The sequence below is a fragment of the Halobacillus seohaensis genome, assembly GCF_042663045.1.
Lineage (GTDB): Bacteria > Bacillota > Bacilli > Bacillales > Halobacillaceae > Halobacillus_A > Halobacillus_A seohaensis.
The window spans coordinates 331161-352670 of the sequence record NZ_JBHSZV010000013.1 but is presented as its reverse complement, the minus strand read 5'-3'; the positions used below and the strand labels follow the sequence as shown (position 1 = coordinate 352670).

At 40.0% G+C, this 21510-nt stretch carries 17 protein-coding genes, 2 pseudogenes and 1 riboswitch; of the genes and pseudogenes, 16 read left to right on the top strand and 3 right to left on the bottom strand.

Annotated features, from left to right (window positions below):
• Window positions 1–37 precede the first annotated feature (37 nt).
• Window positions 38–149: riboswitch (SAM riboswitch) on the bottom strand.
• A gap of 142 nt (window positions 150–291) precedes the next feature.
• From ACFQIC_RS06190 to ilvA, 11 genes are all read left to right on the top strand, one after another.
• The gene (locus tag ACFQIC_RS06190; RefSeq protein WP_204710993.1) at window positions 292–1164 is read left to right on the top strand and encodes an SMP-30/gluconolactonase/LRE family protein; all 873 of its coding nucleotides are present in this window, start codon (window positions 292–294) and stop codon (window positions 1162–1164) included.
• Window positions 1165–1220: 56 nt separating this feature from the next.
• Complete coding sequence (locus ACFQIC_RS06185; protein WP_204710995.1) at window positions 1221–1598, top strand: PH domain-containing protein; 378 nt, start codon at window positions 1221–1223, stop codon at window positions 1596–1598.
• A 448-nt stretch (window positions 1599–2046) separates the two neighbouring features.
• Window positions 2047–2952 carry a branched-chain-amino-acid transaminase gene (ilvE, locus tag ACFQIC_RS06180; RefSeq protein WP_204710997.1) on the top strand — a complete coding sequence of 302 codons (906 nt, stop codon included), beginning with the start codon at window positions 2047–2049 and terminating at the stop codon, window positions 2950–2952.
• Window positions 2953–3316: 364 nt separating this feature from the next.
• Window positions 3317–5032 carry a biosynthetic-type acetolactate synthase large subunit gene (ilvB, locus tag ACFQIC_RS06175; protein ID WP_204710999.1) on the top strand — a complete coding sequence of 572 codons (1716 nt, stop codon included), beginning with the start codon at window positions 3317–3319 and terminating at the stop codon, window positions 5030–5032.
• The gene (gene ilvN / locus ACFQIC_RS06170) at window positions 5029–5550 is read left to right on the top strand and encodes an acetolactate synthase small subunit (protein WP_204711007.1); all 522 of its coding nucleotides are present in this window, start codon (window positions 5029–5031) and stop codon (window positions 5548–5550) included. Before ilvB ends, ilvN begins: the two co-directional genes overlap by 4 nt.
• A 24-nt stretch (window positions 5551–5574) precedes the next feature.
• Window positions 5575–6606: a ketol-acid reductoisomerase gene (ilvC, locus tag ACFQIC_RS06165; RefSeq protein WP_204711009.1), complete on the top strand. Its 1032-nt coding sequence runs from the start codon at window positions 5575–5577 to the stop codon at window positions 6604–6606.
• The gene (locus tag ACFQIC_RS06160) at window positions 6593–8137 is read left to right on the top strand and encodes a 2-isopropylmalate synthase (protein WP_204711012.1); all 1545 of its coding nucleotides are present in this window, start codon (window positions 6593–6595) and stop codon (window positions 8135–8137) included. The genes ilvC and ACFQIC_RS06160 overlap by 14 nt, the downstream gene beginning before the upstream one ends.
• Before the next feature lie 13 nt (window positions 8138–8150).
• Window positions 8151–9257 carry a 3-isopropylmalate dehydrogenase gene (gene leuB, locus ACFQIC_RS06155; protein ID WP_204711014.1) on the top strand — a complete coding sequence of 369 codons (1107 nt, stop codon included), beginning with the start codon at window positions 8151–8153 and terminating at the stop codon, window positions 9255–9257.
• A gap of 21 nt (window positions 9258–9278) precedes the next feature.
• Window positions 9279–10697: a 3-isopropylmalate dehydratase large subunit gene (gene leuC / locus ACFQIC_RS06150; protein ID WP_204711016.1), complete on the top strand. Its 1419-nt coding sequence runs from the start codon at window positions 9279–9281 to the stop codon at window positions 10695–10697.
• A 3-nt stretch (window positions 10698–10700) separates the two neighbouring features.
• Window positions 10701–11288 (top strand): 3-isopropylmalate dehydratase small subunit, encoded by a 588-nt coding sequence (gene leuD / locus ACFQIC_RS06145; protein WP_204711018.1) that lies wholly within the window; start codon window positions 10701–10703, stop codon window positions 11286–11288.
• Window positions 11289–11363: 75 nt separating this feature from the next.
• Entirely contained in the window at window positions 11364–12296 is a 933-nt protein-coding gene (gene ilvA / locus ACFQIC_RS06140; protein WP_204711020.1) for a threonine ammonia-lyase, read from the top strand.
• Window positions 12297–12517: 221 nt separating this feature from the next.
• On the opposite strand, the pseudogene ACFQIC_RS21075 reads toward ilvA, so the two are convergent.
• Both ACFQIC_RS21075 and desB read right to left on the bottom strand, forming a co-directional pair.
• Window positions 12518–12669 (bottom strand): annotated as a pseudogene (locus ACFQIC_RS21075) (ISL3 family transposase); the annotation flags it as partial.
• Window positions 12670–12776: 107 nt separating this feature from the next.
• The gene (desB, locus tag ACFQIC_RS06130) at window positions 12777–13829 is read right to left on the bottom strand and encodes a Delta(10) desaturase DesB (protein WP_204711022.1); all 1053 of its coding nucleotides are present in this window, start codon (window positions 13827–13829) and stop codon (window positions 12777–12779) included.
• A 301-nt stretch (window positions 13830–14130) separates the two neighbouring features.
• On the opposite strand from desB, the gene ACFQIC_RS06125 reads away from it, so the two are divergent.
• From ACFQIC_RS06125 to ACFQIC_RS06105, 5 genes are all read left to right on the top strand, one after another.
• Entirely contained in the window at window positions 14131–15126 is a 996-nt protein-coding gene (locus ACFQIC_RS06125) for an ABC transporter substrate-binding protein (protein WP_204711024.1), read from the top strand.
• Between the two features lie 114 nt (window positions 15127–15240).
• Window positions 15241–17268 (top strand): iron ABC transporter permease, encoded by a 2028-nt coding sequence (locus ACFQIC_RS06120; protein ID WP_204711025.1) that lies wholly within the window; start codon window positions 15241–15243, stop codon window positions 17266–17268.
• Window positions 17269–17318: 50 nt separating this feature from the next.
• A complete protein-coding gene (gene dapF / locus ACFQIC_RS06115; RefSeq protein ID WP_204711026.1) occupies window positions 17319–18281 on the top strand; it encodes a diaminopimelate epimerase in 963 nt (320 codons plus the stop codon).
• 17 nt (window positions 18282–18298) lie between these two features.
• Complete coding sequence (locus tag ACFQIC_RS06110; RefSeq protein WP_204711027.1) at window positions 18299–18697, top strand: secondary thiamine-phosphate synthase enzyme YjbQ; 399 nt, start codon at window positions 18299–18301, stop codon at window positions 18695–18697.
• Window positions 18698–18969: 272 nt separating this feature from the next.
• Entirely contained in the window at window positions 18970–19212 is a 243-nt protein-coding gene (locus ACFQIC_RS06105; protein ID WP_390216994.1) for a hypothetical protein, read from the top strand.
• A 1548-nt stretch (window positions 19213–20760) separates the two neighbouring features.
• On the opposite strand, the pseudogene ACFQIC_RS06100 reads toward ACFQIC_RS06105, so the two are convergent.
• Window positions 20761–21051: pseudogene (locus tag ACFQIC_RS06100) on the bottom strand (3D domain-containing protein); the annotation flags it as partial.
• Between the last annotated feature and the right edge of the window lie 459 nt (window positions 21052–21510).

Genomic DNA, 21510 nt, shown 5'->3' with positions numbered 1-21510 from the left:
TCTTGTAAGAAGAAGACTTTTGTACGTACAATTCTCCTTCTTATCTTTCAAGTTGAATCATTCAACTTGCTGGAGTTAGCACCTTTCTGGTCGAACCAGTGGTTGCTGAGGCGTTGTCGGGCCAGTCCCTCTGCCTCTCTTGATAAGAGATTAATTTTATAAAATTCTTTCAATTCAATGTACACCACTGGAAACGATTTGACAAGGGTAAAAAAGGAACTCTTTAAGAAAGAAGGGTTTTTAAGGAAGGGAATAGAAATAGTGCATAAATCAACAAAGGAGTTCTTACATATGAATGTAGAATTAGTTATCGATAGTCAATCGACTTTAGGAGAAGGGCCTTGCTGGGATCATGAGCGTGGGATTCTATATTTTGTGGATATATTAGAGAAAAAAATTATTCAATTTAATCCGCAAACAGAAAAGGTTCAGAGCATAGACGTAGACAATTTCGTGGGGGCAGTTGCTGTTCGTGAGAAGGGAGGACTAGTAGTGGCACTCCAAAAAGGGATGTATTTTCTAGACTGGCAAAAGGAAGAGCTAACACCTATCGTCGATCCAGAAAACCATCTTCCTATGAATCGGTTTAACGATGGGAAGTGTGATCCAGCCGGTCGCTTTTGGGCGGGAACGATGGATTTATCCGAGGAAAACGTAACTGGTTCTCTTTATTGTTTAGATGAACAATTGCAAATCACTGAGAAAATTAAAGAAGTGGGAATTTCAAATGGACTCGCCTGGTCACCTGACTATTCTTATATGTACTTTATTGATACACCGACAGGAAAAGTAATGCGTTATAACTATGAGTTGTCTACAGGTGAAATTAAACAACCTGAAGTCATTATCCAGTTCCAAGAAGATATGGGACATCCAGATGGTATGACAATTGATGAAGAGGGGATGCTCTGGATCGCTCATTTTGACGGACATGGGATTTCCCGCTGGAATCCTCTCACAGGAAATCGGCTTCAATTTATTCCGATCCCAGCAGCAAACGTAACCTCCTGTACTTTCGGGGGAAATAACCTTGATGAATTGTATGTCACCACGGCGAGAAAAGATACGAGCGAAGAAGATCTTTTACGTTACCCTCATGCAGGTGGAGTTTTTAAAGTGAAGGCAGGGGTGCGAGGAAGTTATAGTTATTCATTTAAGGGGTAAATGTAAGATAAGTCAGGTGTTTAAAATTAGACGATAACATTAGGGAGGAAATAATCATGGGATTTTTTGATGAATTAATGGGTAATGCGAGTGAAGTAGATACAGAAAAACTTGGTAAAGAACTCGAGGGTGTTCTAATTCCTAATGAAGTAGTCGAGAGTGGATATAAAGTGTTAAGAGATTCTTTTATTTTTACGAATAAACGTCTTCTTCTCATTGATAAACAAGGGATGACAGGTAAGAAAGTAGAATATCATTCTATTCCATATAAAAGTATTACTCATTTTAGTACAGAAACAGCAGGAAGTTTTGATCTAGATGCTGAGTTAAAGCTTTGGTTAACAGGTCAAACCGAACCTATTCAGAAACTATTTAAAAAAGATAGTCCAATAGAAGAAGTTCAACAAACTCTCGCAAAATATGTATTAAGTTAACTAGTATATATTGTTCCAAAGAGGCCTTGCTGGAAAGTTCAGCAGGCTTTTTTTATAAAATTTTATCTATAAGAAAAAAGGCGATCATCTACTAAAATGAACAAAAGTTGATTTATTTTTCAGATAAAAAAGAAAAAAACAAATGGTCTCCGTTAACTCTAAACTCAAGCCTGGACTGAATGAAAACGCTTACTAAGTTAACTTAATAATCTAACTAGTCAGAAAACTTGCTCAAAACCTGTTGACCTTTTCTGAAAATGGGTTTAAAGTAGTCCTCAATCAACTATAACGCTACCGAAACCAATGGCTGTGCAAGTTGATTTCATGTGGAAAACTGACCCATTGACCCAAATTGTGCAGGAGTGCATGCCTGCACGGGGTCACCCAAAATGTATAATATGTTAAACACACGTTAGTGACAAAATCTAAAAAGAAAGGAGTGCTTTAAATGAGCAACCAGTGGATATATTTAAGCGGAGAATATGTTAAAAAAGATGAGGCCGTTGTAAGTGTCTATGATCACGGTTTCTTATATGGAGATGGAGTATTCGAAGGCATTCGTGTCTATGATGGCAACATCTTCAAATTAGACGAACACTTGAAACGCCTTTACGATTCAGCTAAATCAATCATGCTTCACATCCCATATGAGAAGGAGGAATTGGAGCAGATTATTGCTGAAACAGTCCGCAAAAATAAGCTTGAGTCAGCTTATATCCGAGTTGTAATCTCAAGAGGAGTTGGGAATCTTGGATTAGATCCTACCAACTGTGCAAATCCGCGTGTGGTTGTCATTGCTGAAGCACTTGCTTTATTTCCTAAAGAATTATATGAACGAGGTGTTCGTCTTGCCTCTGCTTCTAGCAGGAGAAATCGGCCGGATGTACTACCTCCACAAGTTAAATCATTAAACTATTTAAATAATATCTTAGTGAAAATAGAAGCAAACCAAGCAGGCGTGGATGAAGCTTTAATGTTAAATGATCAAGGTTATGTAACGGAAGGCTCAGCAGACAACATCTTCATTGTGAAAAATGGCGTAATTTATACGCCCCCAGTTTATTTAGGTGCTCTAGAAGGAATTACGCGTAACGCAATTATCGATCTTGCTAATGAACATGGTTACGAAGTAAAACAGGAACCATTTACGAGACACGATGTTTATATAGCAGATGAAGTATTTTTAACAGGTACAGCAGCCGAAGTTATTGCTGTTGTAGAGGTTGACAAACGGCCAGTTGGTGACGGAACACCTGGAGTTTTAACGAATCATTTATTAGCCGAATTTAGAAAAATCACGAAAACGGATGGTCATCAAGTTTATCCATCCAAAGAAAAAGCGCAAGTCAGCTAAACTAAATAATATATCTTAACTCTAAGACAGGAATAAAGGAATAAGTTCAGGCATTTACAGAGAGCCGGGGTTGCTGAAAGCCCGGAAATGCTCCTTATCTCCGACATCATCCTTGAGTGTCCGACTGAACGATTGTTCAAGTAGGTAGGACCAGGTGTACCAAAGCACCTGTTATCAAAATGTGAGCCAAAGTTTATGGCTCCTTAAGGCGTACATTAAGTCATTATGTACGTAAAATGAGGGTGGTACCGTGGAATAACCAAGATCTTTTCGCCCCTCTTTCTTTCTACAAGTCTCTGTTTTGTAGAAGAACTGAGGATGAAGAGGTCTTTTTTATATGTATTTTTAGGAGGGATTAAAAATTATGAAGGCTGAAGCAACTCAAAAGTTGGAGACAGTACCACGTACGGGGGCAGATTTGTTAGTCGATTCATTAGTTGAACAGGGTGTCGACACTTTATTTGGATATCCTGGGGGAGCAGTTCTCCCGATATACGATGCGATCTACCGTGCAGGAGAAACATTTGATCATATTTTGCCTCGTCATGAGCAAGGTGCTATTCACGCAGCGGAAGGTTATGCGAGGGTTTCTGGGCGACCAGGTGTTGTCATTGGTACTTCGGGACCTGGGGCAACAAACTTAATTACAGGAATTGCAGATGCAATGATGGATTCGCTGCCTGTTGTTATTTTTACAGGTCAAGTGGCAAAGGGAGTTATTGGGACGGATGCATTTCAAGAATCTGATGTTATGGGGATAACAACACCCATTACAAAACACAACTATCAGATTCAACAAATCGAAGAACTCCCTCGAGTTGTGAAAGAAGCCTTTCATATTGCAACTACTGGTCGCCCAGGTCCGGTGGTCGTAGATATTCCAAAAGATATATCTTCAACAATATATGAATCTGAAGTGGAATCTACGTTTCATTTACCAGGCTACCAGCCAACGATCCGCCCTAATCCAATGCAGATCAATAAGCTGCATGAAGCACTTTTACAGGCGAAGAGGCCGGTTATTCTATCTGGAGCTGGCGTAATACACGCTAAGGGTTCAGAAGATTTGCAACATTTCGCTAAAAATTATGATATTCCAGTTGTTACCACTCTGTTAGGACTTGGTGGTTTTCCAGGAAGTGATAAACTTTCATTAGGAATGGGAGGTATGCACGGAACATACGCTGCGAACATGGCCTTGTATGAGAGCGACCTACTCATTAATATTGGTGCTCGATTTGATGATCGACTGACAGGGAATTTACAGCATTTTGCGCCTAACGCAAAAGTAGCTCATGTAGATATTGACCCAGCTGAGATTGGGAAAAACGTTCCAACTTCGATCCCGATCGTCTCTGACGCTAAAGCTGCACTAGAAGCGCTGAACAAGCGCAGTCCATCCAAACTTAACCATCAAGAGTGGCTTGAAAAAACGAACCGTAATAAGGTTGAGTATCCATTGTGGCATGATGAACAAGAGGATGAGATTTCACCGCAGTGGCTCATGAAAAAAGTGCATGCCTATACTCAAGGTGAATCGATCGTAACTACTGATGTAGGCCAACACCAAATGTGGGCCGCACAGTATTATAGTTTTCACCAGCCGAACAAATGGGTAACTTCAGGGGGATTAGGCACGATGGGATTTGGTTTTCCAGCAGCAATTGGAGCTCAAATTGCTGCTCCAGAAGCTAGTGTTATAGCAGTTGTTGGGGACGGAGGATTTCAAATGACTATGCAGGAACTTTCCCTCTTACAAGAAAGAAAGCTTCCGGTAAAAGTAGTTATCGTAAACAATCAGGCTTTAGGGATGGTAAGGCAATGGCAGGAGAGTTTCTATGAAGGTCGCTATTCTCATTCACTTGTTCAGTCTCAACCGGATTTTGTAAAACTAGCAGATAGTTACGATATTCCTGGTTATAAAATCGAAACCAAAGAGCAACTGGAAAAAGTATTACCTGGTGTGCTGAATGATCCACATCCAGCCGTAATTGATTGCCGTGTTATTCAAATGGAAAATGTTTATCCGATGATTGCACCTGGTAAAGGACTTCATGAAATGATTGGGGTGACAAGATGAAACGCATAGTTACAGCTACTGTTCATAATCGCAGTGGTGTTCTCAATAGGGTGACGGGGCTTTTGTCAAAGCGTCAGTTCAACATTGAAAGTATTTCCGTTGGACGCACAGAAACAGAGGGTGTTTCAAAAATGACGTTCGTCGTTGAAGTTGAGGATGAGCGTAAATTAGAACAACTCACTAAACAGTTAAATAAGCAGATTGATGTATTAAAAGTATCGGACATTTCGGATAAAGCTATTGTGGCGAGAGAGCTAGCTATGATAAAAGTTATTAGTAACCCGCAAATCCGCAGTGAGATTCAAAGTATTATCGAACCATTTCGCGCTACCGTTATTGATGTAAGTAGAGAAAATATGACGGTTCAAGTAACAGGAGATTCAGAAAAAGTGGATGCCTTAATTGATCTTCTCAGGCCTTATGGAATTAAGGAGCTGGCGAGAACAGGGTTAACCGCCTTTGCAAGAGGGCATCAGCCTCAAGTAGCAGAAATTAAACCTTATTCATTACTAAAATAATACTATTGGAAGGAATGATTATAAATGGCACAAGTATACTATCACAATGACATTAAAGATGAGGTACTAAAAAATAAGAAAGTAGCTGTTGTAGGTTACGGTTCACAAGGTCATGCACACGCGCAAAACTTAAAAGAAAGTGGTCATAATGTTGTTGTTGGTTTAAGAAAAGGAAAGTCATGGGATAAAGCAGAGCAAGATGGTCAAGAGGTTAAAAACGTAGCAGATGCAGTAGCAGAAGCAGATGTTGTAATGGTTCTTTTACCTGATGAGCATCAACCGAAGATTTATGAGGAACAAATCAAACCGAACCTTAAAGAAGGTGCAGCTCTAGCTTTTGCCCACGGTTTCAATATTCACTTTGATCAAGTAGTTCCTCCGAGCAACGTTGATGTTTTCCTAGTTGCACCAAAAGGACCAGGACACCTTGTACGCCGTACATTTGAAGAAGGAGCTGGAGTTCCTGCACTATTCGGTGTAGAACAGAACGTTACAGGATCTGCCCGTGAAGTGGCTCTTGCTTACTCAAAAGGAATTGGTGCTGGTCGTGCTGGAATTTTGGAAACTTCTTTCCAAGAAGAAACTGAAACAGATCTATTCGGAGAGCAAGCCGTTCTTTGTGGAGGCCTAACGAGTCTTGTGAAGGCAGGATTTGAAACGTTAACTGAAGCGGGGTATCAGCCAGAAGTGGCTTACTTCGAATGTATGCACGAGTTAAAGCTTATCGTTGACCTTATGTATGAAGGTGGACTTGAAGGAATGCGTTATTCCATTTCTGATACAGCTCAATGGGGTGACTTCGTTTCTGGACCACGTGTTATTAATGAAGATACAAAAGCTCGCATGAAAGACGTACTGTCTGATATCCAAACTGGTAAGTTTGCTAAAGGTTGGATCCTTGAAAATCAAGTAAATCGTCCAGAGTTTAATGCAACGAATAGACTTGAAAATAATCATCAAATTGAGAAGGTGGGGAGAGAGTTACGTGAATTAATGCCTTTTGTTAAGAAATCTCAATCTAAAGAAAAGGATGTGGTCACCCATGGCTCGCGTTAATGTTTTTGATACTACCCTTAGAGATGGTGAACAGTCAGCTGGTGTAAACTTAAATCGTCTTGAAAAGATTGAGATTGCTAAACAATTGGAACGGTTTGGGGTAGATATTATGGAAGCGGGATTTCCCGCTTCCTCACAAGAAGATTTTAATGCGGTAAAGGAAATAGCTGACACAGTTCGGAACTGCTCAGTAACTGGCCTTGCGAGATCATTTAAAAGTGATATCGATACCGCTTGGGAAGCATTGAAGGGTGGAGCAGAGCCAAGATTACACATTTTCTTGGCTACGTCTTCCATTCACATGACTCATAAGTTAAAAAAGACTCCAGATGAAGTCGTTCAAACGGCTGTTGAATCTGTTGCATATGCCAAAGAAAAATTTCCTTATGTTCAGTGGTCAGCTGAGGATGCCACGCGTTCAGATTACGATTTTCTAGTACACATTATCGAAAAAGTAATCGATGCGGGTGCCGACGTTATTAACCTTCCTGATACGGTCGGATATACGACACCAGATGAATATGCGAAACTTTTCAAATATGTTCAAGAAAATGTAAGCAATATTGATGGAGTTGTTCTTTCTGCTCACTGTCACGATGATCTTGGGATGGCAGTTAGTAACTCTTTATCAGCGATTGAAGCAGGAGCCGGTCAAATTGAAGGTACCATTAATGGTATAGGGGAACGAGCAGGAAATGCTGCCCTTGAGGAAATTTCCGTCGCTCTAGAAATCCGTAAAGATCGTTATGATTTTCAAACCGGATTGGTGCTAAAAGAAATTAAACGCACAAGTGATCTTGTCAGTAAGCTAACAGGAATGCAGGTACCAGGGAACAAAGCGGTCGTTGGGCGTAATGCATTTGCCCATGAATCAGGTATTCACCAGGATGGCGTGCTAAAAGAATCAACAACGTATGAAATCATCACACCGCAAATGGTTGGGATTGATTCCAATAACCTTGTACTAGGTAAGCACTCTGGTCGTCATGCCTTTAAACAAAAAGCCGAATCATTAGGTTTTGAATTATCGGAGACGAAACTTAAGGAAGCTTTTGAATCTTTCAAAAACCTAACAGGTAAAAAGAAAGAAGTAACAGAAGAAGACCTTTTTGCCATTCTTGCGGATAAACAAACAGAAAATGAAGATGTTGCCAGATACGAATTGAAAGCCTTCCAAGTGCAGTATGGTAGTATCAACCGTCCAACAGCAACGGTACTGTTGACTCGCCCTGATGGTGAGGAAGTTGAAAAGGCTAGCACGGGTGAAGGTAGCGTTGAAGCCATTTACAATACACTAGACGAATTGTTAGACGAAGAAGTTCACTTGCAAGATTACCAGTTAAGTTCCATTGGTAAAGGGAGAGACGCGTTAGCTGAAGTTTATGTACAGCTTACAGTTAATGGTTACAAAGCTTCCGGTCGTGGATCAGCACAAGACGTATTGGAAGCATCTGCTCACGCATTTCTGAATGCTGTCAACAGAACGCTCCATACACGTCAAACGAATGACGTTAAAGAAGTCCAATTATAGGAGGGGAATGGGTATGGAAAAGCATATCGTTGTATTGCCTGGTGATGGCATAGGTCCTGAAGTAACTAAGGCTGCAAAAGGCGTATTAGAGACCGTAGCTGAACAGTTTGGTCATCGTTTCACTTTTGAAACTCATGAAATTGGCGGGGCTGCCATTGATAACCAGGGCACCCCTCTTCCAGAAGACACGATTTCGGCTTGCAAGAAAGCGGATGGTATTTTACTAGGTGCTGTTGGTGGTCCGAAATGGGATAGTCTTCCTGGACATATGCGACCGGAAAAAGGTTTGCTAGGGATTCGTAAGCAACTTGGGCTTTTTGCCAATCTTCGCCCAGTTAAAGGATTTAAACCCTTACTTCATGCGTCTCCATTAAAACCGGAAGTCGTTGAAGGCAGTGACTTATTAATTGTTCGGGAATTAACAGGAGGTCTTTATTTTGGTGAGCCTAGTGAGCGCCGAAATAACGGCAAAGAAGTTGTCGATACACTAGCATATTCTCGCTATGAAATGGAAAGGATTGTAGATAAAGCTTTCCAAAGCGCACAAGTTCGCCGAAACCACTTAACTTCCGTAGATAAAGCGAATGTCTTAGAGTCAAGCCGTATGTGGAGAGAAGTTGTGGAGGAAAAGAAACAAGATTATCCTGATGTAAACGTTGAGCACATGCTCGTTGATGCTGCTGCTATGAAGCTAGTTACTAACCCTGGATACTTTGATGTTATTGTTACGGAAAACATGTTTGGTGACATTTTAAGTGATGAAGCCTCTGTATTAACAGGCTCTTTAGGAATGCTGCCATCAGCTAGTATTCGTCAGGATGGACTTGGCTTATATGAACCAGTTCACGGATCCGCACCAGATATTGCCGGTGAAGACAAAGCCAATCCACTTGCAACTATTTTATCTGCGGCAATGATGCTGCGCCATTCTTTTAATATGAATGAAGAGGCTGATGAAATCGAAGCTGCTGTTCATAGTGTATTAAATAACAAGTATCATACAGCTGACTTAGATATTAATGGTGGTTCGCAAGTTAGTGGAAGCGAAATGGCTAAGAAAATTTCTGAGCAAATGAATTCACATGATACGACAGAAAACATTATGAGGTGTTACGCATAATTGAAGAAAGGAGCATCCAACATGGGGCGACCTAAGACGATTATTGAGAAAATTTGGGATCAGCACGTGATCCACAAAGAAGAGGGGAAGCCAGAACTAATCTATATCGATTTACATTTAGTTCATGAAGTTACTTCACCCCAGGCATTTGAAGGGCTTCGTATAAAAAAACGAAAAGTACGTCGCCCTGATCGTACCTATGCTACAATGGACCATAATGTGCCGACACAACATCGACATATCATTAAGGATCAAATTTCAAAAAAACAGATGGATACTTTGGAACAAAACTGTGATGAGTTTGGCATTCGTTTAGCTGACATCAACCATCCGGACCAAGGTATTGTTCACGTAATTGGTCCTCAACTTGGCCTGACCCAACCAGGAAAAACTATTGTATGCGGAGATAGTCACACATCAACACATGGAGCATTCGGCGCCTTAGCTTTTGGTATAGGGACAAGTGAAGTAGAACATGTGCTAGCGACTCAATCTCTGTGGCAAGCAACGCCTAAAACGCTAGAAATTAAAGTGAATGGTTCTTTAGGTACTGGTGTAACTGCAAAGGATTTGATTTTAGCAATCATTGCAAAATTTGGTGTTCGTTTTGGATCAGGTTATGTCGTAGAATACACGGGAGATGCCATTCGTGATCTATCTATGGAAGAACGAATGACGATTTGTAACATGTCTATTGAAGCAGGAGCACGAGCTGGTTTAATAAGTCCTGATGATACGACGATCGAATACTTGCGTGGTAAACGCTATGTTCCTAAAGAAGCTGAGTTTGAAGAAGCTGCAGCAGAGTGGAAAGCTCTAGCCACTGATCCTGGTGCCACATATGACGCTACTGTAGAGATTAATGCATCCAATGTTGAACCTCAGGTAACTTGGGGAACAAACCCATCCCAATGTATACCAGTTGGTGCCTCAACTCCAGATCCTTCTGTACTTGACGATGCTCAAGCACAGGATAGCATTCAACGTGCCCTTGATTATATGGGCTTGGAAGCAAACCAGAAAATTCAATCGGTTCCTATTGATCACGTATTTATTGGTTCTTGTACTAACTCTAGAATCAGTGATTTAAGAAAAGCCGCTAAAATTGCACAAGGTGGAAAAGTTCATGAAAACGTAACGGCCATCGTTGTACCTGGTTCACATTCGGTTAAAGAACAGGCGGAAGCAGAAGGATTGGATACTATCTTTCTTACGGCAGGATTTGAATGGCGCGATGCTGGCTGCAGTATGTGCCTAGCCATGAATGATGATATCGTTCCACCTGGTGAACGTTGTGCATCGACATCAAACCGAAATTTTGAAGGACGTCAGGGAAATGGATCCAGAACTCATCTTGTTAGTCCTGAAATGGCAGCAGCTGCTGCTCTAGAGGGCACTTTTGTTGATGTGAGAAAATTTGGCGCAGCCGTAGGAGGGTAAAGTATGGAACCTATTAATCAACATAAAGGAATCATTTACCCACTAGATAGATCCAATGTCGATACTGACCAGATTATTCCAAAGCAGTTCCTAAAACGGATTGAACGCCAAGGTTTCGGCCAGTTTCTTTTTTACAACTGGCGTTTCCATGAGGATGATTCAATTCGTGAGGACTTCTCGTTAAATGATCCTATGTATAAAGATGCCACAGTAATGGTGGCTGGTGAAAACTTTGGTTGCGGGTCTTCAAGGGAGCATGCTCCTTGGTCAATCGAAGACTACGGATTTAAAGTAGTGATTGCCCCAAGTTTTGGCGATATTTTTTACAACAATTGTTCGAAAAATGGTATTCTTCCTATTGTATTACCTCGCCACGAAGTCAATGAATTACTTGAGCAGGCGAAGGAGAAAAAGGTATCAATCGAGGTTGATTTAGCAAAGCAACAAGTAAAAAGTGATCATGGTTTAGTATCAGCATTTGATATTCAACCTTACCATAAAGACATGTTATTGAATGGCTGGGATGAAATATCCGTCACGTTAAATTATGCTGAAGCCATTGATCAGTATGAAACACAGAAAGCCAAATAAAAATTAAGGAGTGAAGACGTTGGGAATTTCTTAACGCTAGCTAAAGTCTTTGAAGCCAAAGAACAATTAAACGATGTGGTCCATCAAACACCGTTTAAAACCTCTGAAACATTTAATCAGTACACAGGACAACAGGTGTACATGAAGATGGAAAATCAGCAAAAGACAGGTGCATTTAAAGTGAGAGGTGCTTCCTTTAAAGTCTCCCAGCTGACTGAAGAAGAAGCCGAATGTGGTGTCATTGCTGCATCTGCAGGAAACCACGCACAAGGAGTAGCATTGGCTGCTGCCAAACGTGGTATCCCTGCAAAAATCTTTATGCCAGAGGCAACTCCTCAAGCTAAAGTTCAGGCGACAGAAGCTTATGGAGCCCAAACTGTCCTCATTGGTGAATCTTTTCAGGAAGCTTTTACGGCAGCCATGGAAGAGCAAAAGCGCTGTGGCGCGACATTTATTCATCCATTTGATGATGTAGATGTTATGGCTGGTCAGGCTACAGTAGCTGTTGAAATGTTACAAGAACAGCCAGACTTGGATACGCTTGTTGTACCTATTGGCGGCGGAGGATTAATTGCAGGAATTGCCTATGCTGCAAAGCAATTAAAGCCGGACATTAAGGTAGTCGGTGTACAGTCTGAAGAAGCACCGTCTACTTACAACTCATTTTATAAATGTGGTCCGAAAAAGTTAACCTCCGTTACCACGATCGCAGATGGAATTGCTGTTAAACAGCATGGTACGAAAACGTTTCATTACATTCGTAAATACGTCGATGAGATTGTAACGGTAAATGAGCAGCAAATTGCCAATTCTATTCTTCAGTTGCTAGAACGAGAAAAGACACTGGTTGAAGGTGCAGGAGCAACCGCTCTTGCGGCAGTATTAGCTCGAGAGCCTGCTTTGACTGGGAAAAAATGCGGTGTTGTAGTAAGTGGTGGAAACATGGATTTATCCAGATTACCACACGTTCAACAGCTAGCTTTTACAAAAAGAATGGTTATGGTGTAAGAGATGAGGTTGAGGGCGTCATGAGAAGTCGATTTCTGACTTTGATTGGCGCTTTTTTTGTTTGAAGGCAGTCCGTTCGTCGATAAACCAGAATATTTGGTTTCTCTGTCAAATGTGGTGATGGAGAATGATCTCCATCACCCATTTGATTTAGCTGCTTGTGAGATGGTTTTCTCAAACATTTATCTATCCAAAACTACAATGATTCAAATTCTAAGTTCTAAAACATCACACACCGCACGTTTGAAAGACTTGGACAAACCCAATGCATGACCACAATCTCCACCGATCCTGTATCACAAGAACGCAAGTATTTCTTGATGGTGTCTACCTTTCGATCGGGTAAAATATCAATGATCTGTTTATTTTCCACACCATCACATTCACTATAGACCCATATTTGTAAGTTTTGGCCGATAACAAAGTAACCAAGAAAAAAGCTCTATTTAGATCAGAACGATCTAAATAGAGCCAAATCAGTTAATTATTCATTTTTTTATAATCAATGTTTTCAGGGTTTAACCCGTGGCCAAGGGAGCCATAGAGATGCCCATGAGAGGGATCGATTAACTCACGATTGTCAAAATAAACTCGTGGAGTCTTCCATAATGCTATGAGAGCTTTGCTCATGGCCATTTCGTGATATTTTTCTGGCCACAATTGTTTAATGTAGTATTTGACTAACGGATAATGCTTAGAACTCATCCCTGGGAAAAGGTGATGTTCTGTATGATGAGAGAAGTTAAAATGAATATAATCAACCCACTTTGGAACCGTTACAGTCAGGCTATTGGCTAATGGATCGTTTACAGGTACAAGTGGGTTTAATCGATGATTCGTTGAAATATACCCCATTACGACCAAATTAGCAACGAGCAGTGGGATAAAGAAGGCGAAGAGCCACTTTTCCCAGCCAATTAAGAAAAGTAAACCAATCCAACTCGCCCAAGGTAGGGCCATTTGAATCCAAACTTTAGGCTGTTGCTTTGGTTTGAAGTCTTTGATGTAAGCACAGAACATCTTCAGAGAATGAGCGGTAAATTGAACAGCTAGCGATGCAAACGCAAAAAACGCTCTCACAAATAAAGGTAGTTTATAGATCCAGTGAAACATTTTTGATTGGCTAAGACGTTCTAAACTCGGCCAAGCATCTGGATCGTTGTCTTCATGTTGTGTATGAATATGGTGATTTAAATTGTGCCATTTTCTCCAAAGCTTTGGCCCCGTACTTAAAGGCCAAAAAGCAATGGCACCTAGTAAATCACGTAGCCATGGTTTTTTTACAACGGTTCCATGTAGAATTTCATGTCCTAAGAACCCCATTCCGGCGAAACTTGCCCCTAATATAAAGGAAATAGGTAAGAAAAATAGGGGATGCCACTCCGTTAAACTGATAATTAGTAATCCAGAGATAATAATAGACAAATAAGCTAACCCACCCCACAAGCGTTTAGGGACAGGTTTGAAAACCCCTTTTGGCATATATTTTGCAACGCGTTTGGCGTACCAACCATAAGAATGCAAATCTTCCATGTGATTACCTCCAACACAACCAAGTTTACACTTCGGATTTTTATTGTATCAATCTTAGCAACTTAGAATAGCTGATGTCAATTGTAATTATTACCTGGTATTAATATGAACTCATACCAAAAGATTTATTCGTTCTAATTGAGAAAAGTTTTCATTGACACATGCGGAAGACTTCGATATGATTATAATGGAATTGAGAATCAATATCATTTAGTTCGCCTGCTTCACGGTGATCATTGTGTACATAGTAAAAGTAGGCAATTAAACGCAAACTAAACAATAGAGGAAAGGAAGAGATGTAATGAAGAAAATATGGATACTGATGCTCACTTTAATGATGACCGTTTTAGTAGCTTGTGGTGGAAATGAAGAGGAGAATAATAATGGAGATTCGTCTGAGGCTGAGGATTCTAGATCTGTAACTATTGAAGATGCAACGGGGGAGAAAACTATTGAAGGTACACCGGAAAACGTTGTAGTCTTGGAGTGGTCTTACGCTGAAGAACTTCAAGCGTTAGGGATGGAACCAACAGGTGTTGCTGATTTAGACTCTTACAGTGACTGGGTAGATGTAGGAAAGCCTTTTAGTGATTCAGTTGAGGATGTAGGTACTCGTCAGGAGCCCAGCTTAGAAGCGATTTCTAGACTTGAACCTGACTTGATTATTGGTGTAGACTTTCGACATGAAGGAATTGCTGAAGATTTAGAGGAAATCGCCCCAACAATTATGTTCGCACCATATTCTGAAGAGAGCGCACAAAATCAATTTGAAAGCATGTTGGATGAATTTAATACCATTGCAAAAGCGGTTGATAAAGAAGAGGAAGCTGAGCAAGCGATCAGTGATATGGAACAAACATTTGAAGATCAAAAGGCTCGTCTAGAAGAAGCCGGTAAAGTAGGTATGAATTATGTGATCACTCAAGCGTTCACTGCACAAAACACACCAACTCTTCGTTTGTTTACAGATAATTCAATGGTAGCAAATGTTATGGATAATTTAGGTATGAAGAATGATTATGAATCAGACGAATTAGAAATTTATGGGTATACAGAAACGACTGTGGAAACCTTGCAAAACTATCAAGATTCTAACTTCTTCTATATCGTTCAAGATGAAGATAATATTTTTGACGATCAATTAGCAGGCAATCCAGTATGGGAAGAGTTAGATTTTGTGAAAAATGATCGGCTATATAAAATGCCTGGTAGTACATGGACGTTTGGTGGTCCATTATCAGCTGAGGTGTTAGCAGAACAAGTAGTTGACTCTGTTCTTAAAGAAGATGGAGAATAAATATTTGAGTTAGCTTTCATAGGTAGGCGACAAGGGTTTTCCGTGTATAGTTAGAAGAAGGAAGTAGCGTAGGAGAACTTATGGCGTTATTGTAGGTAAAAGGTAGTGATTGTAATGAGTTTTGTTTTCAAAAAAGTACTAGTAGGAGCTCTCACCTTCGGAGGTGGGAGCATCTTATTATGTTTATTAACTTTTATACATATAAACCAAGGTAATGTGTCTCTGCCGCTATCTACTGTTATACAATCGGTTATTAATCCGGCTGACATAATTGAGCATCACACAGTACGTATTATGAGAATGCCGCGGGCTGTTATCGGTATACTCGCTGGGGGTGCCTTAGCGGTATCTGGTGTCGTGTTACAAACGGTTACAAAGAACCCACTTTCTTCGGCAAGTACACTCGGTATTCACTCTGGTACATACTTCGCTGTTGTTGCCTCGACGATTTTTTTTCCATTTGCAATGTTTGCTAATGGTGTAGTTATAGCTTTTATTGGGGGAATTGTTACATTTGCTTTTGTTTATTTGTTATCAGGTGCCGGTGATGCAACGCCTGTGCGGATGGTGTTAGCAGGAATGATTGTGACTTTTCTGTTTTCATCTCTAACAACTTTGATGCAAATTTTTTATGAAAATGAAACACAGGGACTATTTTTATGGGGATCAGGAACACTTGTTCAAAATGATTGGAGTGGTGTACAGTTTTCCCTTCCTTTTATTGTTGTTTCCTTCGTATTACTGCTCATTTATGCTCAGAAATTAGACACATTAAAGCTAGGTGATGAAGTAGCTACTGCTTTAGGTCAAAATGTTCGATCCGTTAAATTAATCACTATTCTAGCCTCTGTGTTGTTAACGTCAGTTACTGTAAGCATTGTAGGACCTATTGGATTTGTTGGGCTCGTTGCCCCTCACTTAATAAAATTAATTGGTTATCGGACCCATGTTCCTTTGTTAATTGGGTCGTTTTTGTGGGGAGCCAATATTCTTCTTGTGGCTGACGTTTTTGCAAGAATTATTGATCCATCTTTTTCCGAGCTCCCTGTTGGAGCCATTACGGCACTTGTTGGTTCACCATGGCTTATTGGGTTAGTTTTAAGAATGAAGCAGGAATCAAACACGAAGGACTCTGGCTCGATCATGGCAGGAAGAGTTGCCATTAACATGTCACTAAAAAAATTAGTTCCGATTCTCTTGGTTATTATTATAGGAACTATTTTAATCAGCATGTCTTATGGAAATTACGGTTTTGAACCGATTGCAACGTTTGAAGCGCTAACCGGTCAAACGAATGAATTTATGAGGAATTTCATTCTAGAATTAAGACTTCCACGTTCGCTGGTTGCATTATTAAGTGGAGCCGTATTAGCTGTAAGTGGTCTTATATTTCAAGGAGTATTACGTAATCCACTAGCAGACCCTTCTGTAATCGGAATAACATCAGGAGCAGGTGTGGGGGCATTAACAACGATGTATTTCTTCAGTGCATCAGCTGTTTGGATTCCAATTGGTGCAATGACTGGAGCTTTTGTGTTTTTCTTAGTGGTCATGGCGTTAGGTGCCAAAGCGGAATTTCATCCAACGACACTTGCTTTATTAGGTATTGGAATATCAGCTTTTGGTTCAGCTCTTATTCAAATCATGGTTGTTCAGTCAGAGCTGGGAGTGGCTTCTGCACTTACGTGGCTGTCTGGAACAACGTATGCTACAGGATGGAAAGAAATTTTCCAGTTTTTGCTCTGGCCATTAATTATATTTATTCCAATACTTGCTTTTCACATTAAAAATTTAGATGTTCTTTCCTTAGGTGATGACGCAGCAAAAGGCCTGGGGCTCGGAGTTATATCTGTTAGATTTCAAATGGCGTTACTGGCTACATTACTAGCTGCATGTAGTGTAGCTGCGGTAGGTTCCATAGGTTTCGTCGGACTGATTGCTCCACACTTCGCACGATTGTTGGTAGGCAGTGCGAACCAAAAGCTGCTTCCAGTTACGATGCTTTTAGGAGGTTTCCTTCTCGTAATTTCTGATTTGTTTAGCCGAACGTTATTGGCACCAAATGAGATCCCATCAGGTATTTTAGTCGCGTTAATCGGTGCCCCTTATTTTCTTTGGCTTATGAAGCGGCGCTCTGTATAAAAAAGTGAAATATGCTATGATGGGGTTAAAAAAACAGGGGGAGTATCTATATGATTCAATTTATTAAATGTCATGGGTCAGATAACGATTTTCTATTAATTGATGAAAAGACAAATCATTATCAATTTACTGAAGAGGAACGTAGTCAGCTTTCCATCGTATTATGTGATCGAAATAACGGGGTAGGATCTGACGGAATCCTTTTTGTAATGAATAGTGAAGTGGCGGAAGCACGTATGCGGATGTTTAACTCAGATGGGACAGAAGCGGAAATGTGCGGAAATGGTTTGCGCTGTGTGGCCCGTCATATTATTGAGCAAGAAGGAAGAGCAAAAGTTCAAATAGAAACAGAAAAGGCTGTCTTGGCAGTAGAGCAAGTGGAGCCTATCTATGAAGGAATCGATACGTTTTCAGTGACGATCGAACCTGTTTCTTTTGAAGTGCAATCCTTGCCAATGAAATTTGAAAAAGATGAAGCGTTGGACGTTGTCATTCCTGAGCTATCTGATGATTTAACCTTTACGGCATTGAGTGTTCCGAATCCTCACATTGTCACGATTGTAGATAAAGTAAATCAGCGAGAGCTAGAGGCAACAGGGAAAAAGGCGAATAACCTTTCGGAAGTTTTTCCGAAAGGTGTGAATGTGAGTTTTGTGCAAATTTTAGCAACGAACAAGATCTTTGTGCAAACCTATGAACGTGGAGTAGGACTAACGAATGCATGTGGCACTGCGATGTCCGCGTCAACTCTCGTTTCTACGATCTTAGGTTCTAATGAAGTAGAAACTCCGATCGTAGTTATAAACAAAGGTGGACTCGTAAACTGTGTCGTTGAGAAAGCAGAAAGACGTTATTCTATTCAATTAAGAGGGAATGCAACCAATGTGTACACGGCAACTATCGATGTCAGTTTAGAGAATAATGAGTGGAATTGGATCGATTCAACGACTCACCAAAATGAGATCGATATCTATCAAAAATTAAAAGATTTTGCAGCATCTCAAATATATTAAAGAGAGGTGGCGGTGGTATGTTTAAGACATTTTCTGTTCAAACAAAACATCATGATCAAATGATTGATATAACGAGAGAAATTACTGATTGGGTCCGTGAACAAGGAGTTGAAGATGGTGTTGTGATTGTCTCCTCAGCTCATACGACGGCTGGAATCACAATTAATGAAAATGCCGACCCTGATGTGAAAACCGATATGCTTCGTAGATTTCGTGAAGTATATCCTTGGGAGGATGCAAAAGATCGACATATGGAAGGTAATACAGCGGCCCATATGAAAACAAGTACTGTCGGTCATGCTCAAACTATTATTATTTCAGAAGGACAATTAGTACTAGGTACATGGCAAGGCATCTACTTCTGTGAATTTGATGGACCAAGATCCCGGAAAGTGAAAGCGAAAATTCTCTCCTAACAAAAAGTTTATAGCGCAATGGATTGGATTAAGAGTACAAAACATTGGATAACCAAGTTCTGCAATCCTTTCATATGTATATATTGAGTCAGGCGTTAGAAATAGAGAAAGGGACTCAGAGTAATGATTTGTTTTCCGTATACTTGGTACCACACAATTGAATAAACACTCACAATAAGGATAGACTAAAAATCGTAAACAGAAATTTATAAATGGAAGTTATAAAACAAAAAAAATGGGGAAAAGACTTGTAATATACATATAGGAGGTTGATGTCATTGGCAGCTAAAAATGAGTGGCACGTTGTTTTTTTGTTAGATAGCAAACGTGTCGTAACACATGATCTTGAATTAAGTGAAGAAATGGATGAAAGAGAAACGATGGAATTTATTGTGAAGCAACTTGATAGAGGATCTTGGTGGTTCTTGGAAGATGGAGTTGCTGTCCATACTGCAAGCGTAGAAAGCTTTTATTTGGACAAGCGTGCTTATAGAACTCGTTTTTCAAAAGAGTAATAAAGAGGCAGCACTTTGACATTAACGGGTTCAGTATTGGTAATAATATATTAAATCACAACGAATCAGCATAGTTTTCACATTAAAATAAGCATTATAATTAACAAGTAAAAAGGCTCAGTATTTTCACTGAGCCTTTTTAAGGTTGGTTTATTTTGTCTGTCTTGTTCAACTAAATCCCAGATTGTTTAATAACAAGAAGGCCCGTGTGACCGCTTGAAAGAGTTGACACAGTTTTTGCTTATTAAAATACAACACTTTTTCCAGTTAAGGACTGCCCTTATATTTGTAAGAGTGTGTATGATCGTCTTAGTAATCATACAACCATTGTTACTCTTATCAATATCGATGCTCACGAAAAGGGTATACATACTACTAGTTATGCACATTGACGAAGTTGTGCTTGTTCGCTAACTTAGCAGGATTGTTGAAGACTCGATTGCGAGATGATTATGTGGAGAAAGGGGTGGTGGGGAAGGAGTCGCTTTCCGTGGGCGTGCGCTGAGCCTCCTCAGGCTGGCGCGAGGCCACTGAAAAAGTCCTTTTCTATATAATAATGAACTTTTTGAAAAACACTATCCCAAAATCTAACGGGTTCAGTTTTCGAGTACAAAACATGAAATAACATACGAATGAAGAGACCAAATTGCATATGATTTGGTCTCTTATTATTCTTTGTTATTTCAACGATTATCGGTATTTAACATATAAATTAGCATACAAAACAACAAAAGGAATATTGGGATTTATGTTAAAATATATAGAGAGATTCTTGAATTCGAGATGTTTGTGTGAATGTAGGGGCTGCGGGAAACGGCTCGCTTTCCATGGGGCGTGCGCTGAGCCTCCTCGGACTTCGTCCTGTGGGGTCTCAGCTGTCCCGCACATCCCATAGGAGTCTCACCGTTTCCCTCCGCCCCTTTACCATATAAGTGTCTCGATACCCCTTCAAGAAAAGGCAGCCATTCCTAAGTTTGCATGCAAATCTTGATAGCGGGCAGTCCTATTAAAATCCTTGATATAGAGAGGTTCATTGCAATAGAACACGGATAGTGGTGTACTCCAAAACCGAACTATTCACCCAAAATCACATTGTTTTTTCCTGTCAAAGTGGAGGATTAAGTCCAATTTACCCCTAATTTATAAACTGAAAATGGGGATAGAATTTTTAGGGATTTGCTTTTCTTAAAATTTACCGGACTTTTTCAGTGGCCTCAGAAGGAGCTAGGCGAGACCACACAGGGAGTGCCAACGAACGAGGAGGCTCGGTCCGTTCTCCGCAGGAAAGCGAGTTGTTTCAAAGCCACCCCTGTAACGACCCCCCCCATGATCTCGAAACCGAATCTAATTTAGGGGGATAAGACTACATAAACGCTGTTATGTCAATAAAAAAAAGGAGTGCTAATCGCATTGCGATTTGCCCTCCTAATTACTACGTTATTTTGTGTTCTCCCCCAGAACTGAACCCGTTACTTTTACATAAGGGGTGCATTTTTACGTTGTTTAGATAAGGCTTATTAAAAATTAGGCTTATCTAAATTGCCAACATTATGAGGCTAATATTTCGACTTTAATTTGTTGACGTCCATAATTCATAGCGTCCTTATTTTCTTCCATAAATAAATCAATTCTGTTTCCTTTAATGTCCCCACCAATATCACCCGCGATGGCTTCACCATATCCTGGAACATTTACTTTTGAACCAAGTGGAATAATTTCAGGATCTACGGCAATCACTTTTTGATTAGGATTGGCTCTTAAATCAATGCCTGTACGGGTTGTCCCACTGCATCCTTCACAAAAGGCCGTATAAGCTGTTGCTTCCACGTTTACTGTTTTTACTACCTCTTTTTTGAAATTTATATTGTCAAAATCACCTGGTTTTTTACTTAAAGTGATCGGCTTTCTTTCATCTAATTTATCATGTGAGATTTCTTCTGCTTGTAATGGTAATTCAGAGTTAAACCCTAAAATACCAAAAATGTAAAAGGACATAAAAGAGAATATTATAATTGCTTTTTTCATGACTTTTTACCCCTTTCTTGTAACTGCTTATAGGAGTATAACAAGTAAATTCCTGATTAACAAATACAAAACCACTACAAAAGTATTACATTTAGATTACTTATAAATAAATGGATTGTAGGCGAAATGAAAAGCGAGATAAAGACATAAAAGTTTTTTTATATTAAAGGGTTTTCACAGGTTTCTTTCCTTCACAAAGAGTTTGTAATAAGTTACTATCTATTAAGATTATTTTTCTCTGTACTACATTAATATATTAAAATTTAACTGCAC